This window comes from Nocardia salmonicida NBRC 13393 (genome assembly GCF_001613085.1).
GTDB classification, from domain to species: domain Bacteria; phylum Actinomycetota; class Actinomycetes; order Mycobacteriales; family Mycobacteriaceae; genus Nocardia; species Nocardia salmonicida.
The window spans coordinates 1-18009 of the sequence record NZ_BDBR01000046.1 but is presented as its reverse complement, the minus strand read 5'-3'; the positions used below and the strand labels follow the sequence as shown (position 1 = coordinate 18009).

General features: G+C 67.9%; 22 protein-coding genes and 1 pseudogene. 8 read left to right on the top strand and 15 right to left on the bottom strand.

The features are described 5' to 3' along the window. Positions 1-19 precede the first annotated feature (19 nt). Positions 20-1237 (bottom strand): glucose-1-phosphate adenylyltransferase, encoded by a 1218-nt coding sequence (gene glgC, locus NS1_RS32120; protein ID WP_056813378.1) that lies wholly within the window; start codon positions 1235-1237, stop codon positions 20-22. A 111-nt stretch (positions 1238-1348) separates the two neighbouring features. Between glgC and glgA the strand changes: the two genes are divergently transcribed. Then, positions 1349-2515 carry a glycogen synthase gene (glgA, locus tag NS1_RS32115; protein ID WP_062990669.1) on the top strand — a complete coding sequence of 389 codons (1167 nt, stop codon included), beginning with the start codon at positions 1349-1351 and terminating at the stop codon, positions 2513-2515. Between the two features lie 61 nt (positions 2516-2576). Here glgA and NS1_RS32110 read toward each other — a convergent pair whose 3' ends face one another. The 6 genes from NS1_RS32110 to NS1_RS40470 all read right to left on the bottom strand — a co-directional run bounded on the left by NS1_RS32110 (position 2577) and on the right by NS1_RS40470 (position 6128). Beyond that, entirely contained in the window at positions 2577-3407 is an 831-nt protein-coding gene (locus NS1_RS32110) for a putative RNA methyltransferase (RefSeq protein WP_174562704.1), read from the bottom strand. Next, positions 3404-3571 carry a DUF3117 domain-containing protein gene (locus NS1_RS39540; protein WP_011211259.1) on the bottom strand — a complete coding sequence of 56 codons (168 nt, stop codon included), beginning with the start codon at positions 3569-3571 and terminating at the stop codon, positions 3404-3406. Before NS1_RS39540 ends, NS1_RS32110 begins: the two co-directional genes overlap by 4 nt. 106 nt (positions 3572-3677) lie before the next feature. Then, entirely contained in the window at positions 3678-4310 is a 633-nt protein-coding gene (locus tag NS1_RS32105; protein ID WP_062990589.1) for a DNA-3-methyladenine glycosylase I, read from the bottom strand. After that, positions 4307-4627, bottom strand: coding sequence for a DivIVA domain-containing protein (locus NS1_RS32100; protein WP_056813364.1), 321 nt, complete (start codon positions 4625-4627; stop codon positions 4307-4309). The genes NS1_RS32105 and NS1_RS32100 overlap by 4 nt, the downstream gene beginning before the upstream one ends. A gap of 37 nt (positions 4628-4664) precedes the next feature. Then, the gene (locus tag NS1_RS32095) at positions 4665-5801 is read right to left on the bottom strand and encodes an Mrp/NBP35 family ATP-binding protein (RefSeq protein WP_056813362.1); all 1137 of its coding nucleotides are present in this window, start codon (positions 5799-5801) and stop codon (positions 4665-4667) included. Positions 5802-5864: 63 nt separating this feature from the next. Further along, the gene (locus NS1_RS40470; protein WP_157125505.1) at positions 5865-6128 is read right to left on the bottom strand and encodes a hypothetical protein; all 264 of its coding nucleotides are present in this window, start codon (positions 6126-6128) and stop codon (positions 5865-5867) included. 100 nt (positions 6129-6228) lie between these two features. Between NS1_RS40470 and NS1_RS40465 the strand changes: the two genes are divergently transcribed. Then, positions 6229-6432: a hypothetical protein gene (locus tag NS1_RS40465; RefSeq protein WP_157125504.1), complete on the top strand. Its 204-nt coding sequence runs from the start codon at positions 6229-6231 to the stop codon at positions 6430-6432. 4 nt (positions 6433-6436) lie between these two features. On the opposite strand, the gene NS1_RS32085 is transcribed toward NS1_RS40465, so the two are convergent. The 7 genes from NS1_RS32085 to NS1_RS32055 form a co-directional block, all read right to left on the bottom strand. Then, on the bottom strand, positions 6437-6832 hold the full coding sequence (locus NS1_RS32085; protein WP_062990585.1) for a hypothetical protein: 396 nt from the start codon (positions 6830-6832) through the stop codon (positions 6437-6439). An 84-nt stretch (positions 6833-6916) separates the two neighbouring features. Further along, positions 6917-7642, bottom strand: coding sequence for a WXG100 family type VII secretion target (locus NS1_RS32080; protein ID WP_062990583.1), 726 nt, complete (start codon positions 7640-7642; stop codon positions 6917-6919). Then, entirely contained in the window at positions 7642-7971 is a 330-nt protein-coding gene (locus NS1_RS32075) for a type VII secretion target (RefSeq protein ID WP_169812862.1), read from the bottom strand. Before NS1_RS32075 ends, NS1_RS32080 begins: the two co-directional genes overlap by 1 nt. Before the next feature lie 128 nt (positions 7972-8099). After that, positions 8100-8963, bottom strand: a complete 864-nt coding sequence (locus NS1_RS32070; protein ID WP_062990579.1) for a lytic transglycosylase domain-containing protein — start codon at positions 8961-8963, stop codon at positions 8100-8102. Positions 8964-9059: 96 nt separating this feature from the next. Continuing rightward, on the bottom strand, positions 9060-10361 hold the full coding sequence (locus tag NS1_RS32065; RefSeq protein ID WP_084504691.1) for a lytic transglycosylase domain-containing protein: 1302 nt from the start codon (positions 10359-10361) through the stop codon (positions 9060-9062). A gap of 181 nt (positions 10362-10542) precedes the next feature. Beyond that, entirely contained in the window at positions 10543-11133 is a 591-nt protein-coding gene (locus NS1_RS32060; protein WP_056813355.1) for a DUF1003 domain-containing protein, read from the bottom strand. Further along, positions 11130-12437, bottom strand: coding sequence for a magnesium transporter MgtE N-terminal domain-containing protein (locus NS1_RS32055; protein ID WP_084504696.1), 1308 nt, complete (start codon positions 12435-12437; stop codon positions 11130-11132). Before NS1_RS32055 ends, NS1_RS32060 begins: the two co-directional genes overlap by 4 nt. 52 nt (positions 12438-12489) lie before the next feature. On the opposite strand from NS1_RS32055, the pseudogene NS1_RS32050 reads away from it, so the two are divergent. The 3 genes and pseudogenes from NS1_RS32050 (at position 12490) to NS1_RS32040 (ending at position 14588) form a co-directional block, all read left to right on the top strand. Continuing rightward, positions 12490-13418: pseudogene (locus NS1_RS32050) on the top strand (HpcH/HpaI aldolase/citrate lyase family protein). A gap of 89 nt (positions 13419-13507) precedes the next feature. Then, positions 13508-14002 carry a YflT domain-containing protein gene (locus tag NS1_RS32045; RefSeq protein WP_056813349.1) on the top strand — a complete coding sequence of 165 codons (495 nt, stop codon included), beginning with the start codon at positions 13508-13510 and terminating at the stop codon, positions 14000-14002. A gap of 4 nt (positions 14003-14006) precedes the next feature. Beyond that, on the top strand, positions 14007-14588 hold the full coding sequence (locus tag NS1_RS32040) for a suppressor of fused domain protein (protein WP_062990577.1): 582 nt from the start codon (positions 14007-14009) through the stop codon (positions 14586-14588). Here NS1_RS32040 and NS1_RS32035 read toward each other — a convergent pair. Next, entirely contained in the window at positions 14585-15673 is a 1089-nt protein-coding gene (locus tag NS1_RS32035) for a magnesium and cobalt transport protein CorA (RefSeq protein ID WP_373864379.1), read from the bottom strand. The two genes, NS1_RS32040 and NS1_RS32035, sit on opposite strands and share 4 nt — an antisense overlap. A 71-nt stretch (positions 15674-15744) precedes the next feature. Here NS1_RS32035 and NS1_RS32030 point away from each other — a divergent pair, with 71 nt between their 5' ends. The 3 genes from NS1_RS32030 to NS1_RS32020 form a co-directional block, all read left to right on the top strand. After that, complete coding sequence (locus NS1_RS32030; protein ID WP_062990573.1) at positions 15745-16599, top strand: PHP domain-containing protein; 855 nt, start codon at positions 15745-15747, stop codon at positions 16597-16599. After that, on the top strand, positions 16596-16862 hold the full coding sequence (locus NS1_RS32025; protein ID WP_062990571.1) for a hypothetical protein: 267 nt from the start codon (positions 16596-16598) through the stop codon (positions 16860-16862). Before NS1_RS32030 ends, NS1_RS32025 begins: the two co-directional genes overlap by 4 nt. A gap of 51 nt (positions 16863-16913) precedes the next feature. Further along, positions 16914-18009 (top strand): FAD-dependent oxidoreductase (locus NS1_RS32020; RefSeq protein ID WP_062990569.1); only part of this gene is annotated, 1096 nt, incomplete at its 3' end.

The following is an 18009-nucleotide window of genomic DNA, read 5'->3' as shown; positions in this document are numbered from 1 at the left end:
GGCACCAGCCGCAAAAAATTCAGCCGACCCAGATGCCCTTGCCGACGGTGACCACACCGCCGTTGCTGACGGCGAAACGCTCCCGGTCGCGATCGAGATCGAGGCCGATGATCTCGCCCTCGCCGACCACCACGTTCTTGTCCAGGATCGCGTGGCGCACCACCGCGCCACGCCCGATCCGCACACCGGGCATCAACACGCTGCCCTCCACCGTGGCGCCGTCCTCGATCACCACGTTCGAGCTCAGCACCGAATTGCGGACCGTGGCCGCCGACAGGATCGAGCCCGCCCCGACGATCGACTCCTGGGCGAGCCCGCCCTGGGCGAATTTCGCGGGCGGCAGGTTCTCGGCGGCGCCGCGGATCGGCCAGTGCTTGTTGTACAGGTTGAACACGGGGTGCACCGAGACCAGGTCCATGTGCGCCTCGTAGAAGGCGTCGATGGTGCCCACGTCGCGCCAGTAGCCGCGGTCGCGTTGGGTGGCGCCGGGGACGTCGTTGTCGGCGAAGTCGTAGACGGCGGCCTGGCCCGCGGCGACCAGCGTCGGGATGATGTCACCGCCCATATCGTGGTCGGAATCGGAGTTCTCGGCGTCGGCGCGGATGGCGTCGACCAGTACGCGGGTGGTGAACACGTAGTTGCCCATCGACGCGAACGTCACGTTCGGGTCGTCGGGGGTGCCCGGCGGATGCGCGGGCTTCTCCAGGAACTGGGTGATCTTGCCGGACTCGTCGGTGTCGATGCAGCCGAACGCGCTCGCCTCGGCCCTCGGCACCCGGATGCCGGCGACGGTGACGCCCGCGCCCGACGCGATATGGCTGGCCACCATCTGTTCCGGGTCCATCCGGTACACGTGGTCGGCGCCGAACACCACGATGTAGTCGGGGTCCTCGTCGTAGATCAGGTTGAGCGACTGCATGATCGCGTCGGCGCTGCCGGTGTACCAGCGCGGCCCGAGACGCTGCTGGGCGGGCACGGGGGTGATGTATTCACCGGTGAATCCGGACAGCCGCCAGGTCTGCGAGATATGGCGATCGAGCGAATGCGATTTGTACTGGGTGAGCACGCACAGACGCAGGTATCCCGCGTTCACGAGGTTGCTCAACACGAAGTCGATCAGCCGGTACGCGCCGCCGAAGGGGACCGCGGGCTTGGCACGGTCGGCGGTGAGCGGAAACAGTCGTTTGCCCTCGCCACCGGCGAGCACGATCCCGAGTACGTGCGGCTGGCTCCTCACCCTGCTCAAAGTACAGGGCCAGCGGGGTTACGGTGGCCCATGTCGACCCGAGGGTCTAATTTGGACCCAGTGAGTGATGGCACCGACAGCGAGCAGATTCCAGCGCAACCGCTGCGAGTCGCCATGCTGACCCGGGAGTATCCCCCCGAGGTGTATGGCGGTGCGGGCGTTCATGTCACCGAACTCACGGTCCGATTGCGTGATCTCTGTGATGTCACCGTGCACTGCATGGGCGCGCCGCGCGGCGGTGCCGTGGTGCACCGTCCCGACCCCGAGCTGTACGCCGCCAATGCCGCGTTGCAGATGATGTCGGCGCAGTTGCGCATGGCCGACGCGGCGGGCGGCGTGGACGTGGTGCACTCGCACACCTGGTACGCGGGGTTGGCCGGTCACCTCGCCGCCATGCTGCACGGGATTCCACATGTGCTCACGGCGCATTCGCTGGAACCGCGCAGGCCGTGGAAGGCCGAACAGCTCGGTGGCGGATATCGCCTCTCGTCGTGGTCGGAACGCAATGCGATGGAGCACGCCGATGCGGTGATCGCGGTGAGCGAAGGCATGCGCCACGACGTCCTCGACGCCTACCCCGCGATCGATCCTGATCGAGTTCATGTGGTGCACAACGGCATCGACGCGGGCGTGTGGTATCCCGGTCCGCCCGGCGGTGGCGAGACGCCGGTGCTGGAGCGGCTCGGGGTGCGCACTGACCTGCCGATCGTGTCGTTCGTCGGACGGATCACCCGGCAGAAGGGTGTCGGGCATCTGCTCGCCGCGGCCGCCTCGTTCGACCCCGATATCCAGTTGGTGCTGTGCGCGGGCGCGGCCGATACCAAGGAGCTCGAGGTAGAGGTCGCGGCCGCGGTCGACGGATTGCAGCGTCGGCGCGGCAACGTCTTCTGGGTGAAGGAGATGCTCCCCGCCGGGCAGGTCCGCCAGATCCTGTCCGCCTCCTCGGTATTCGTGTGCCCGTCGGTCTACGAACCGCTCGGCATCGTGAACCTGGAGGCGATGGCGTGCGCGACCGCCGTCGTCGCTTCCGATGTGGGTGGGATTCCGGAAGTGGTCGTCGACGGGGGCACCGGTCGATTGGTGCACTACGACCCGGAGGCGACGGAGGAGTACGAGCAGGGGCTCGCTGCCGCCGTGAACGATGTCGCGGGAGATCGGGCGCTCGCTGTGCGCTACGGCGAGGCCGGGCGGGCGCGGGCGATCGCGGAGTTCGACTGGGCACGGATCGCCGAGCGCACGCTCGAGGTGTACCGGAGTGTGTTGCGCTAGGGCCCGGTTGAGCCGCAGGGCGCTCGGTGGGGGAGCGCGGGCCGCGGTGCGACGTGTGCGGTCAGCCGCGAGGTAGATAGGTCGACACGGTTACCGAGGCCGTCACTTCGGTGATGTCGGGTAGGGCGGCGATGCGTGGATCGTCGGCGGGGGTGCCGTGGAAAGCCGACGGGCCCATCGCGACGACGTTGGTGACGTCGAGGCGCGACAGCTTCATCGGAAACTCGACGAGGGTGTGCTCGACGCGGGTGAAGGCGCCTGACAGCGAGTCGGCCAGGCGGCGGTCCTTGTCGGGGTCGACACTGACCATGCCGAGGGGGCCGATCAGCTCGCCCAGATGACGAGGCGTCGGCGTGACGACGACGAAGCGTCCACCCGGGGTGAGCACACGGGCGACTTCGGCGGGGTTGCGTGGGGCGAACACCGAGAGCACGCCGGAGACGGCGGCGTCGCGCACCGGGAGGCCGCGCCAGGCGTCGGCCAGTACGGAGCCCATGTGGGGATGCCCGCGGGCGGCTCGGCGGGCGGCGGGCTTGGCCACGTCCAAGGCGATGCCGAGGGTGCCTTGGTGCGCGTCGAGCACCTCGGCGAGGTAGTAGCCCGTACCCGCGCCGATCTCGAGCACCGTGCCGTCGGTGTCGAGGGCACGAGCGATCGCCGCGGCGATCGGGGCGAAATGGCCCGCACCTTGAAAGGCGGCGCGGGCGTCGAGCATGTCGGCGGTATCGCCGGTCATTTTCGTCGATGCGCCGGTCAGCAGCCCGACATAGCCCTGACGGGCGATGTCGAAGCTGTGGCCGATGCCGCATCGCAGCGCACGATCGTGCGGTTGCAGTGCATCGCCGCACTCCGGGCAGGCCAGAAGTGCGGCGACCTCGGTCAGCGCATTCAGCTGGTGACGCTCTTCAATTCGTCACCGAGCGCCGCAGCCTCGTCCGGTGTGAGTTCGACGACCAGACGCCCGCCACCCTCGAGTGGAACCCGCATGACGATTCCACGACCTTCCTTGGTTGCTTCGAGGGGACCGTCCCCGGTACGGGGCTTCATGGCCGCCATCCTCTGCTCCCTCCAGATCTGCGCGGTGGTTCTGCGCACTGTTTTCTCGTCTGCCGGTTGTCGCCAACCAGCGGGCTCGCCGGGTGTTCGGCGGGCCACACCGGTCCTATTCTTCCCTATTGCCGTCGCGGGCGGACACCTGAGTACGAAATGTGACTGCTGAGTCGGTTCCGTTCGGTACCGCGCCCACCCAGCAAACGTCCAGGTGATCGTCCACCATGCCGGTTGCCTGCATGAGGGCATACGCCGTCGTAGGGCCGACGAAAGCGAACCCGCGACGCTTCAATTCCTTTGCCAGAGCAATGGATTCAGGTGTGGTCGCGGGCACATTCGCGATCGAGGTCGGCCGTGGGCGTGGCGCGGGTGCGAACGACCACACCAGCTCGTCGAGACTCGTCGGCAGGTCGCGAGCAACCCGGGCGTTGTTGATCACCGCGTCGATCTTGGCGCGGTTGCGCACGATGCCGGCGTCGGCGAGCAGCCGCGCGCGGTCCTGATCATCGAATTCGGCGACCTTCGCGATCTCGAAACCGGCGAACGCGGTGCGGAACGCGGGGCGCTTTCGCAGGACGGTGATCCATGCCAGCCCCGACTGGAAGGCCTCGAGGCAGAGCCGTTCGAACATCGCGTCGTCGCCGTGCAGGGGTTGCCCCCACTCGGTGTCGTGATAGTCGCGGTACAGCTGCGAGCCGGTCGACCAGTCGCAGCGAACGAGGCCGTCGTCGGCGAGCTCGCTCACCCGCGATCCTGGCCTGCCGCCACCTGCGCCTGCCACTGCCGAACCTGGGCCAACTCGAACTCGAGTTCGTCGATCCGATCGGCCAGCCTGCCCAGCGCCCAGTCGACCTCACCGGCCTTGTACCCGCGCACCACCTGCTGGAACCGCAACGCCCGCACATCGGCCCCCGTGACCCCGTCAGCGGGCAGCACAGTAGCTGTGGTCCCGTCAGGCAACGGCCCGAGTTCCTCGGACCGCCCGAACACCGCACTGGCGACAAGGAACAACATCGCCGCAACCAACCCGACGATGAGCACGTACAGAAGCAGCGTCAGCATGGAAACAGCCTAGGCAACGCCACTGACAAGTCCCGAATCAGAGATGACGAGTTGTGTCGATTCCCAGTGACATGCCTGCCAGGCCACGCTTGCGGACGGCGAGTTTGTCGGCGATGTCGAGCAGGGCGACGGCGGCGGGGTTCTCCGGGTCGGAGAGCACGATCGGGTTGCCGTCGTCGCCGCCTTCGCGCAGGGCCTGCTCGATCGGGATCTGGCCGAGCAGCGGCACATTCGAGCCGACGGCGCGGGTGAGGCGGTCGGCCACGACCTGGCCACCGCCGGAGCCGTAGAGCTCCATGCGCGAACCATCCGGCAGGTCGAGCCAGGACATGTTCTCCACGACCCCGGCGATGCGCTGGCGGGTCTGCAGGGCGATCGCACCCGCGCGCTCGGCCACCTCGGCGGCGGCGATCTGCGGTGTGGTGACGACCAGGATCTCGGCGCTCGGGATGAGCTGGGCGAGGGAGATCGCGACGTCGCCGGTGCCGGGCGGCAGGTCGAGCAGCAGCACGTCCAGATCGCCCCAGAACACGTCGGCGAGGAACTGCTGCAGCGCGCGGTGCAGCATCGGGCCGCGCCACACCACGGGAGTATTGCCCTCGGTGAACTGCGCGATCGAGATCATCTTCACGTCGTGCGCGACGGGCGGCATGATCATCCGCTCGACCTGGGTCGGGCGGGCGTCGGTGCCGAGCATGCGCGGGATGGAGTGGCCGTAGATATCGGCATCGAGCACACCGACCGACAGCCCACGCTGCGCCAGTGCCACGGCCAGGTTGGCCGTGACGCTGGACTTGCCGACGCCACCCTTACCGGAGGCCACCGCGTACACACGGGTCAGCGAACCGGGCTGGGCGAACGGGATGACCGGTTCGGCCGAATCTCCACGCAGCGACTTGCGCAGCTCGGTGCGCTGCTCATCGCTCATCACATCGAGGTCGACCGTCACCGCGCCGGCCCCGTTGACGTCGGCGACGGCCTTGGTGACCCGCTGAATGATCTCGGTCCGCAACGGGCATCCGGAGGTGGTCAGATAGATCTCGATGTGCACGTCACCGCTGTCGGCGATGGCGATGGACTTGACCATGCCCAACTCGGTGATCGGTTTGCGGATCTCCGGATCGTCGACCTTCGCGAGCGCCGCCCGCACATCCGCTTCCGTAATCACTGACATACGCCCGATGTTATCCCCCCAGCGGTAGCGAGCCTTCCGGGGATTCCAGACGGACCCGATCCTTCAGCGGGTATCGGCCCGGTTCCGCTCGACCGCCGCCACGAAATCCGGGTGCGCGGAAACGATCAACTGGTCGGCGGCCACATTCATCCACACATCCGAGAAATACCCGGATCGACTCCACGCGAGCATCGCCGCCACCAACGCGATCGGCAGGCACCCGGGCACCACCGCGAGAGCCAAAGGGAGATAGAACTGCTCCAGCTCGAGCTGCTTGGCGATGAAAATCGCCGCGATCGTCAGTGGCACAAACAGCAGCGACAGCACCGCGATCCACCTGTCTCGCCGGATCTCGGCGAGACAGTATTCGCAGGCCGGACACTGGAACCTGACGCGCGCCTCTGCCGGAATCTGCCGTCGGGGCGGCATGGACCGCAGAAAGCTCCGTAGCGTCGGTAGCTCCGACAGCGGGCCGCTGGAATTCACCGTGCACGCACGGCTGCCCACGGCGGATAGGCCGTGCTCGCTGCAGAACTCGGGCATGGGCTCGGCGAGGACCAACTCCATCGGCGTCGCCGACAAGATCGGCATCCAGTCCGGGTTGTACTCGGTATCGAAGACGACCTGTTGACGAGTCATCGCAGCCAACCCCGCTGTTGCCGTTCGCGGAAATACGCGTCGTCCTCGTCGTCCTCATCCGGTGTGACGATCCGCTCGCGGTTGGGCTTGCGGGTCCCGGGCACCACGTTGTCGGCGGGTGCAGACGGCGTGGACGTCGATGGGGTGGGCGGTGGCTGCGGCTCGTCGGCGAGAGGTTCGACCCGAAGGCGCGCCAAATCGGCTTCGCCCTGCTCGGCCAGTCGCTGCCGTTCCTCGTCCGACATCTCGGCGAAGTGCCGCATCGCGTCGGGCATGGTCCGATCGAGAACCCGGTTGAACCCTTCACTGTGCATCAGATCGCGCGCGCTGCCCGTCCCTGCGAGGATCCCACGGAGTTGATTCTTCAACTGCGGATCCGTGGCGGTATCCATCAGGACTCGCAGCGCTCGGGAAAGTTGCCGTGAGACGGCGATGTCTCCGCGGGCCAAATCGTGAATTGGCTCAGGCGTACTCACTCAGGCTCCCGGATGGTCGTAGCCGGCATCGGGCAGGGCAGGCATGTCAGCCGACTCGATCACCGCGACGACGCCGAACCCGACACCAGCGATCCCCTCGAGAGCCGCGTAGCCGGTGTTGAAGGTTTGGACCAAGTCGTTCCACGCCTTGATGACCTTGAGCGTGGTCAGGGTGGCTGCAGCGACAAGTGCCGCCGTAGCGACGAGTCCGACGCCGGTGAGCCCGGCCACTTCGGCTGCTGCCAACTGGATCAACGCGATGGCCCCCCAGTCCAGCAGGGCCTGCAAAGAATTGCTCATCGCTGTGGAGAGGTGGTACGCGGAAGATGCGAAGCGGTTGATCTCGTCAGCCATCTCCTGCAAAGGCCCCACCTGGGCGGAGACAGCGGAGGAGAGCTCAGTGAAGTAGGCCTGGGCGCTCGTCGCGGCGTTGCCGTCCCAGGTCGCGTCGACCGTTGTCGCAGCGGACTTGACTGAGTCGGAGAACGTCGAGCTATAGGCAGCGAGGTTCTCCACGGCCTTGCCCGCTTTTTGCAGGGCCTCCCAATCACCGGAGATCTTGGAGGTTACCCATTTCAGCGGGTCGGTGCCGATGACGTTCTCGCACCACTTGCACACCCAGTAGGACGGCGAGACCGCATTGGAGGTGATGAGGAACTCGAACTGGTCGCTGAGCGGATCCTCCAGCGACGGTTCGGCCAGGTACTCGGACGGAGCCTTTGACATCACCGACCGCCTGCGGGATAGGTGCGGTCCAACGCCTCGGCATTCGCTTTGTCGGTGGTGCGGTACACCTGTGCGACGTTGGTCAGTTCGGCTGCCGCATTCTCGCAGAGCGTGCCGAGCGTGGCGTAGTTCGGCGTGAGTTGGGCGTGTGCCTCGCTGACGGCACTGAGCCCGATACGGATCAACCCACCATCGCCCCAGACGGTGTTGTCGAGAACCAGCCACTTCTCCAGATAGGCGACGACATTCGCATTGGCTTCGGCGAGCGTGCGCAAACTTGCCGCGAACGTGTCCACCGCGTCCGGCTCGACCTTGAAAGTTTCCGACATCTGGACCCCCATCGCAGCGGCGACTCGGAAGTCGCGTGTGTCGGAGCACTTTCACATAGGTGAACTGCTCAGTGCAACCACGCCTTATCGGGCGAGCCGGACCGAGAAGTGGACTTCGACGGACGGGGCTAGTGGATCCTGGGGAGGTCCTGGGGCTTGGGGGCCAGGCCGCTGGAGTACGAACCCGACCAGGCCATCACGTTGGCGACGTAGGCCATCGAGTTGTTGTAGCGCAGGATCGCCTTGGACTGCTGGGAGAGGTCGCGCATGTTCAGGCCGCCGTCGCAGAGGTAGCGGCCCGCGGTGAGGGCGGCGTCGAAGAGGTTCTGGGGATCGGCGATGCCGTCGGCGTTGCCGTCGGCGGCGTAGCGGTGCCAGGTTTCGGGCAGGAACTGCATCGGGCCGATGGCGCGGTCGTAACCGGCGAGGCCGTCGAGGTCGCCGCCGTCGGTGTCGTGGATGACGTTGTTGCCGGAGAGACTGCCGTCGAGGACGGGTCCGTAGACCGCCTTGATCGGATTGCCCTGTGCGTCGGCCTTGCCGTAGGCATGGGTGGATTCGACGCGGCCGATGCCCGCCAGCAGCGACCAGGACATCCCGCAGTGCGGATCTTCCACGGCCAGTTGCTGTTCGGCGGTCTGATAGGCGGCGACGGCGATGCCCGGAATGCCGAGCGGACCCGCGGGCATATCCGAGGCGGCGCGATCGTCCGACAACGCAACGGTTTTCACGACCGGCGCGGCAGAGGCCGACTGGCGAGCCTCCGCATGCGTGATCTCGGCGACGTCGGCCTCCGATGACGCGACCAGATCGGCCCTCGTCTCCGGCTCGGCGCCGGGAAGCAGGTCGTGCTCGACAGCTGCGGTGGTTGCCGTGGTCGCCTCGGAGGTGGCCGCGGTAACGGCTACCAGTCCAGCGGGGACCAATCCGGTCAGTGCGATGAGCGAGCTACGTCGAACTGTCGTAGCAGGCTGTTTCCGATGACGACCCACTGTGTGGTGCCCTCCTCAACCGTGTTGGATGAGAAGAGGTTACCGCACCCGAGACCTTTTTGTTACTCCCTTGTGATCTGAGTTTCGGTTTGATTTCTACGGGGCCGGTGCGGGGGCGGGCGGCAGCGGGATGACGATGCCGAACGGCAGCGTGATGCCTGGTTGCTGGGTCGGCGCCACCGGCGCGGGCTCGGCGGGCGCCGGTTCCTCGGCGGGCGCGACACCTGGCTCCGGTGTCTTCTCCGGCGTGGCGGGGGCCGGCTTCTCGGTGGGCTCGGCGGCGGCCGGGGTGCACGCGGCGGGCTCGACGACCGGCTGCTCCGGCTCGGCCGGGTCCTTCGGCGCCGCAGCGCCGTAGGTCTGCTCGGCGGGCTTGTCGGCGGGCTTCTGCTCGGGTTCGAGCGGGTTCGGCATCTGCGCGGGCAGCGGCTCGCTCACACAGGTTTCGGGCGGCGCGACCGGCGCCGGGCAGAAGATGCCACACGGGATCGGCGGCAGGCCGGGCAGCGTGATCATCACCTGGGTCGGTGTGGTGACCTTCGGCGTGGTCGGCTTCGGCGTGGTCGTGGGGGTGGGTGTGTTGGTCGAGGCGGCCAGCACATTGGGGGCCACCAGCGGGGCACTGCCCGGCGGGATGATCTCCGGCGAGATGGCCACCTGGCTCGGCGCGCCGCCCGTCCGATACGCCGCCGACCAGCTCAGCACATTGGCCGCGTAGGACATGGAGTTGTTGTAGCGCAGCACCGCTCGCAGTTCCTGGGCTGCCTCGCGCAGGTTCAGGCCGCCCGAGCAGAGGTATTTGCCCGCGGCCAGCGCGGCGTCGAAGACATTGTGCGGGTCCGCGGCGCCGTCGCCGTTGCCGTCGGCGGCGTAGTGCGCCCAGGTGCTCGGCAGGAACTGCATGGGACCGAGGGCTCGCACGAAACCGCCGTCGGCTTCCTTGATGACCTCGTTGCCCGGCAGTGTGCCGTCGAGCGCGGGCCCGAAGATCGGCGTCGTCGTCGTACCGGCGGGGTCGGTGCGGCCGCTGCTGGCGTGCCCGGATTCGATCCGGCCGATGCCGGCGAGCAGGTTCCAGGTGAGTCCGCACCCCGGCTGCGCGGTTTCCATGGCCAACTCGGCATTGCGGTAGGCGGCCAGCACGATCTCCGGGATGCCGAGTGCGCCGCTGCCGGTGGGTAGCGAGATGCTTTGCAGCGGGACGGTTCCCGCGAAGGGTGCGGCGCTGTTGGCGCTCGGCGAGAGGGCCCGCAGCCTGCGCGGCGCCTCCTGCGCGATCGGCAACAGGCCGACGATCTCGGACGGATCGGTTTCGGGCGTGTCATCGGCGGTGCTCGCGCTGGCGGCCAACAGTGCCTCCGGCGCGGTAGGCGCGGTACTCGGGTCGCTGGTGTGCACGCCCGATCCAGAGGCGACGAGACCTGCGACTACAAGGGCCGACATCGTTATCGGAGCAGAGATTCGCACGGCCACACCCTTTTCGTCGAAAAGCAGCGGCGCCGCAGAGTCCCCCTCCGGCCCGCCCGGAACAACGTGATCCAGGTTACCTACCGGTCAGGAAGTTGTTGAGCATTTCCGGTCATACGTCTGGAGCGCCTGGCGAAATCGGGGCGGAAGAGGGCGTTTGACCGGAGGTTTTCTTGCGGACCGCTTTCCGCTTTTTGTCCGTCTTCGGCGCGCCGTCGGGCGTGGTGACCGCATCGATGCGGTCGAGGACGTCTTTGATCTCCTCGAGTTCGCGACGCAGATAGTCGCGGGTGGCGACCTCGCCGACCGCGAGGCGCAGCGAGGCGAGCTCACGGGCGAGGAACTCGGTGTCGGCCTTGGTCTGCGCGGCCCTGGTCCGGTCCTCGTCGAGGGAGACCTTGTCCCTGTTGTCCTGGCGGTTCTGCGCCAGCAGGATCAGCGGCGCCGCGTAGGCGGCCTGGGTGGAGAAGGCCAGATTGAGCAGGATGAACGGGTACGGATCCCAGCGCAGCGCCACCGCGAACACATTGAGCAGGATCCATACGATGACGATCACCGTCTGGATCGCCAGATAGCGCCCGGTGCCGAGGAACCGCGCCACCCGCTCGCTGGAGCGGGCGAACGCGTCGGAATCCCAGTCGAAACTGAACCGCGACCCGACCGGGGTCTCCAGTCGTTGCCTGGCCGGATTCTTCTCACTCACGCCGTGCTCCTGTTCGCCGGACTCGTCTCGACCTGGCCGAGCATCGGCGGTTCCTCTTCCCGCCAATCCTCTGGCAGCAGATGATCGAGAACGTCGTCGACGGTCACCGCGCCGAGCAGATGGTTCTCCGCGTCGACCACGGGCCCGCACACCAGGTTGTAGGTGGCGAAATAACGGGTCACCGCCGAGAGCGGCAGATCGGGTGACAGCGGCGCCAGATCACTGTCGAGGATGCCGCCCACCAGGTGCGCGGGCGGTTCCCGCAGCAACCGCTGAATGTGCACGCAGCCCAGGTAGCGACCGGTCGGCGTAGCGGTAGGCGGTCGCACGACGAACGCCATCGAGGCCAGCGCCGGTGTGAGGTCGGGGTCGCGGACGCGGGCCAGCGCTTCGGCGACGGTCGTCGCGGGCCCGAGCACGATCGGCTTCGGCGTCATCAGACCGCCCGCGGTGTCGGGGGAGTGCGCGAGCAATCGGCGCACCGGCTCGGATTCCTCGGGGTCCATCAGGGCCAGCAGTGATTCGGCTTCGCTCTCGGGCAGCTCGCCGAGCAGGTCGGCGGCGTCGTCGGGGTCCATCGCCTCGAGCACGTCGGCGGCTCGGCGCACCTCGAGATGGCTGAGCAAGTCGACCTGGTCGTCGTCGGGCAGTTCCTGGACCACATCGGCGAGGCGTTCGTCGTCGAGGGCGATCGCGACCTCGATGCGGCGCTTCTCCGGGAGCTCACGCAGCCGGTGCGCGACATCGGCCGCGCGCAGTCCCTCGAACTGGGTGAGCAGGGTGGTCACGTCCTGGCCGGGCCGGTCCACCTCGGCGGGGGTGAGCCCGTCGACCTGTGACCACTCCACGACGTGCACCGCGCGCCTGCGCCCGATCCGCCGGTGGCCGCGCACCGCGACCCGGCTGACGATCCAATCCCTGGTCCTGGTCTGTTCGATGCCCAGATCGGCGACCAGCACGTCGACATCGGCCAGATCCGGCAGGTCCGGGTCGTTCACCCGTACCTGCGAATCGACGATCTGCGCCATGGCGAGGAGTTCGCCTGCTCGCGGTGCGAAACGGCGCAGGCTCACGGTTCCGGTATTGAGCGTGACCATGCCGGGTTCGATCGCGGTCACCCGCAGTATCGGCACGAAAATTCTTCGCCGGGTGAGCAATTCGACGACGAGCCCGTGGACATGTGGCGGCTGGCGCCCGTTCCGGACGGCGACGACCACGTCGCGGACCCGGCCGATAGACTCCCCGTCCGGACCCAGCACCGTCAGGCCGGCGAGCCGGGCGACGTACACCCTGGTGGTTGCCATGACCATCAGGCTATCGGTCGGGTACGGCCGCTCGAACCAGGAGGCGCTCCTCATGAAGCCACGTCGGTCGGTACTCGCTGTGCCGGGAAGCAACCCGAAGATGATCGCCAAGGCGAAGACTCTGCCGGTGGACGAGGTGTTCCTCGATCTGGAGGACGCGGTCGCCCCCGGCGCCAAGGCCGCCGCGCGGGCGAACATCGTCGCCGCGCTCAACGAACCCGGCTGGGGTTCGCAGTTGCGGGTGGTGCGGGTCAACGACTGGTCGACCGAATGGACCTTCGCCGATGTGATCAGCGTGGTCGAGGGCGCGGGCAGTTGGATCGACGCGATCCTGCTCCCCAAGGTCGCCGACGCGGGTCAGGTGCAGGCCCTCGACCTGCTGCTGACCCAGGTGGAGAAGGCCAGCGGCCTCGAGGTCGGGCGGATCGGCATCGAACCGCAGATCGAGAACGCGCTCGGCCTGCGCAATATCGACGCGATCGCCACCGCGAGCCCGCGCGTGCAGACACTGGTGTTCGGGCCCGCCGATTTCATGGCCAGCATCAATATGCGCACGCTGGTGGTCGGCGAGCAGCCGGAGGGCTACGACGTCGGCGACGCCTATCACCACATCCTGATGACGATCCTGCTCGCCGCCCGAGCCCACGGCCTACAGGCGATCGACGGCCCCTACCTGCAGGTTCGCGATGTCGACGGTTTCCGCCGGGCCGCGGGCCGTACGGCCGCACTGGGTTTCGACGGCAAGTGGGTGCTGCATCCCGGCCAGGTGGACCGGCCAACGAGATCTTCAGCCCACGTCAGGCCGACTACGACCGCGCCGAGTTGATCTTGGAGACCTACGCCTTCCATACCTCCGAGGAAGGCGGCGCGCGTGGCGCTGTCATGTTGGGAGATGAGATGATCGACGAGGCCAGCGCCAAAATGGCACAGGTTATCGCCGACAAGGGCCGCGCTGCGGGAATGACAAGGACTGACGTCTGATCCCACAGGTCATCGCCGACAAGGGCCGCGCTGCGGGAATGACGCGTTTCACTGCGGCACAGCCGGTCGAGGAATAGCAGAATAGGACTATGACGAATCCCTTGGGCAACTCGAATCGCGGGCGGCAGGCGTTGCCGACGCCGCCGTCGGGCTGGCCGGTCGGCTCCTATCCCACCTACGCCGAGGCGCAGCGTGCCGTCGACTACCTGGCCGACGGGCAGTTCCCGGTGCAGGACGTGACCATCGTCGGTGTCGATCTGATGCAGGTGGAGCGCGTGCTCTATCGGCTCACGTGGGGCAAGGTCATCGGCGGCGGCGTGGTGTCGGGCGCGTGGCTCGGCCTGTTCCTCGGTCTGCTGCTGAGCCTGTTCACCACCACCGGCGGAGCGCTCGGACCGCTTGTGGTCGGTCTGCTCGGCGGCATCGTCTTCGGCGTCATCACCACCTCGATCCCGTACGCGGCCACCAAGGGGCAGCGCGATTTCGCCTCGACCATGCAGTTGGTCGCGGGGCGGTACGACGTGCTGTGTGATCCGAAGTCCGCCGAACAAGCCCGCGACATGCTGGCCCGATTGGCCCTGTAGCGCAATGGATGTAGAGAACACGGTCCGCGCGGCGGTGCTGGATCACTTCGAGGTCGAACGCGCACAGGTCGATTCGGCGTCGGTCACCTTCCTCGGGCTCGAACCCGTCGAGATCCTGCGCATTCCGGGCGACGGCGCGGTCCACTACGCGACAGTGGGCGGTTCGCGTCATCCGATGGGTGATCCGACCGATCTGCTGGCCGACCCGGTGCGCGGACCGCGCGCCGAACTGATCCTGACGCTGTTGATGAGCGCGGACCCACAGGTCGGGGTGGTCAAATCCCTCGGTGTCCTGGTCGCCTCGCCGTCGGTGGAAGGCGTTGTGCTGCAAGCCGACGCGCTCCTCGATCTCGGGGAACCGCTGTGGCGCAACGCGAAGTTCACCGCGGTCGTGCTCGGCGAGAGCGACATTCCCGCGGTCGGGCTGCCCGACCCCGCCGACCCGGTGCGCTACCTCAGCGTCACCCCGGTGACCGCGACCGAGGCCGCCTGGGTGCGGGTCCGCGGCGCCCAGGCACTGCGTGACGCCTGGGCGGAGGCGGGCATCGACGTGCGTGATCCCGAGCGTGGCGCGGTGAATCTCTAGAGCCACCCGTTGCGGCGGAAGCTGCGGAACAGCCACGCGCAGATCACGGCCATGAGCACCAAGGTCGAGGGATACCCCCACCATTGGTGCAGGAGCCACATGTGGTCGAAGTTCATGCCATACACGCCCGCGATCAGCGTCGGCACGGCCGCCATCGCGGCGTAGGCCGAGATCTTGCGCATGTCGGTGTTCTGCTGAACGCTGATCTTGGCCAGCGCGGCATTGACCAATCCGCTGAGCGCTTCGTCGAAATAGCTGATGTGATCGGAGACGGTGACCTGGTGGTCGGCGACGTCGCGCAGATAGCGGCGGATCTCCGTGGGCACCGGTAGTTCGGTGTTGTTCACCAGCCGCTCCAGCGGAACCGCCAGCGGCGCCACCGCCCTTCGCAGCTCCACCACTTCGCGCTTGAGCTGGTAGATCGACCCGATTCCGATCTTCGAGGCGGGCGTGAACACTGCCTCTTCCATCTCGTCGATATCGATGCCGACGGATTCGGTGACATCGACGTAGGTGTCCACAATGTGGTCGGCGACGGCGTGCAGCACCGCGGTCGGTCCGTATTTCAGCTGTTCGGGACGGTCTTCCAGCTCGTGGCGCACGTTGGACAGGTGGGTGTGTTCGCCGTGACGCACCGTGACGGCGAAGCGTGGCCCGGTGAAGACCATGATGTCGCCGGTCTCCACGATCTCGCTGGTCGAGTCGATCTCGTGGTCGACGTAGCGGACCGTGGTCATCACCAGGAACAGCGTGTCGGCGTAGCGCTCGAGCTTGGGGCGTTGACGGCCCTGCACCGCGTCCTCCACCGCCAGCGGATGCAGGTCGAAGATCGAGGCGATGTCGTTCATCTGCCGGTCGTCCGGGTCGTGCAGGCCGATCCAGACGAATCCCGATTCGGTCTTCTCCGCCGCCGTCAGTGCCTGCTGTGGGGTGAAATGTCCCGGCTGCCGCTCGCCGTCGACGTAGACCCCGCAGTCGACGATCGCTCGCGCCGTCGGGACGGGGACCTGTGGTCGCGGCGTCTTCGTCGCGCGATTCGGCCCGTGGAACGACGGCATCGGCGGAAAGGAGGGCACCGAGCCGATCCTACGGTCACCGACCGTGCGGAGACCCTTCGAACGCGCGGTACCCGAGACCGCACTGTAAGACTGAGGGTGTGCGCATCGATCTGCATACCCATTCCACCGCCTCCGACGGCACCGACAGCCCCGCCGAACTGGTGCGTCATGCCGCGGCGGCCGGTCTCGACGTCGTCGCGATCACCGACCACGACACCACCGGCGGCTGGGCCGAGGCCGAGGCCGCCCGCCCACCGGGACTCACCCTGGTGCGTGGCATGGAGATGTCGTGTACGGGCATGGGCGAGGACGGCTACCCGGTGCCGGTGCATCTGCTGGCGTATCTGTTCGACCCCACCGACCGCGGTTTCGCCGCCGAACGCGAGCGGTTGCGCGGCGAACGCGTGGCCAGGGTGCGGGCGATGGCCGACAAGATGGCGGCCGACGGGCTGCCGATCGATCCCGACGCGGTGATGGCGAGCGCCGGTCCTGCCGTCGGCAGGCCGCATCTGGCGCAGGCGCTGGTCGCGGCCGGGGTCGTCGAGAGCGTGAACGCCGCGTTCATCGATCTCCTCGCCCCGCACGGGCCGTACTACGCCGAGAAGGCCGACACCCCGCTGACCAGAGCGGTGCAGTTGATCGCGGCCGCCGGTGGGGTCAGCGTGATCGCCCATGCCAGGGCGCGCACACGGGGCAGACTGCTGGCGCTCGACGAGATCAGGGAGCTGGCCGGGCTCGGCCTCGGCGGGCTCGAGATCGACCACCCGGATCACAACGACGCCGATCGTGTTGTGCTGACCGGTCTTTCGCGGGAACTCGGCTTGGTTCGCACCGGCTCGTCGGACTATCACGGCAGCAACAAGACCATCCGGATCGGCGCGTGTGCCACCGATCCCGATCAGTACGAAGCGCTCATCGACAAGGCGAGCGGGACGCCGGTGATCGCCCCGTGAACCTGGTGCGCGGCTTCAGCGGCGTCGTCGCCGGTGGGGTGCTCGTCCTGTTGTGCGTGGTCGTGGGTGCGGCGGTGATCGGCTCGCGCCGCGACTTTCCCGGACCTGGCGCCGAATCACTGGCTTGGCATTTCGTGGCCGCGGCGGTGGTGGTCGTGGCGCAGGTCTTCGCGGATCGGCGGCGCGGGATGTCGGCACTGTTCGGAGCCGTGACGGTCTTGGTCACGGCTGGTGTATTGCTTTGGACACAATGGTGGGGTTGACGGCCGCGTAATGGTTGCGGACGGGTGAACTGTGCCCGAATATTTCTCTTTGTGACCAGTATCGAAACGGATGTCTTGGTACTCGGCGGTGGCCCCGCCGGGCTCTGGGCCGCCGTCTCGGCCGCGGCGACGGGCGCGCGGGTGGTGCTGGTCGACAAGAGCCGCTGCGGTTCCAGCGGGCCCACCGTGTACGGCACCACCGTGCTCTGGGCGATCCCGCCCGGTCCCGGCCGCGCCGACGCGGTCGACAAGGCGTTCGTGGCGGGCGGCGGGCTCGGCGATCGGGCCTGGCTGCACCGCGTCGTCGAGGAGACCCACCGGCGATTGCAGTCCTGGTCGGGCACCCGCCACCGCGTCCCCGACCCGAACGGCGACCCGGCGCACGTGCACTTCGACGGCGCGAGCTACCTGCGCCGCCTTCGACGCGGCGCGCTGGAGGCGGGCGTGCGCATCCTCGATCATCATCCGGCGCTGCAACTGCTGGTCGATCCGGCGGGCACCGTGGTCGGCGCCGCGGGGGTCCAGCGTCACAACAAGTTTCGGCCGTGGACCATCAGGGCAGGCGCGGTCGTGGTCGCCACCGGCGGCTGCGCCTTCCTGTCCGGCGGCGCGGGCACCGACGTGAGTACCGGCGAGGGCTTGCTGATGGCGGCCGAGGCAGGCGCCGAACTGTGCGGGATGGAATTCTCCAGCGCCTACGGGCTGGCGCCGGTGCTGTCGCGAGTACATCCGCATCCGGCGGTCGCGCCCGGGCTGTCGGTGCATTTCGCGGCCCTCTACGACGAGTCGGGCGCCGAACTGCCCGACCGGTATCCGGCGGCACTCACCGCCATCGCGGAGGGCAGGCGGGTCTTCGCCGCCCTGAGCGAGGTGCCCGACACCGTTCGGCACTGGCTGAGCAGGCACGGCGCGATCGATGCCACGGGTCGGGTTCCGGTGCGAGCGGTGCTGGAGGGCACCATTCGCGGCGCGGCCGGACTGGCCCTCGCCGACACCGATTGCTCGACGACGATCCGCGGCCTGTTCGGTGCGGGCGATGTGACGGGCCGACAGGTGGTCACCGGAGCGGCGGGCGCCACCGGCGGCCTCAACGGTGCGTGGGCGCTGGCCTCTGGCAGCTGGGCGGGTCAGGGTGCCGCCGCGTTCG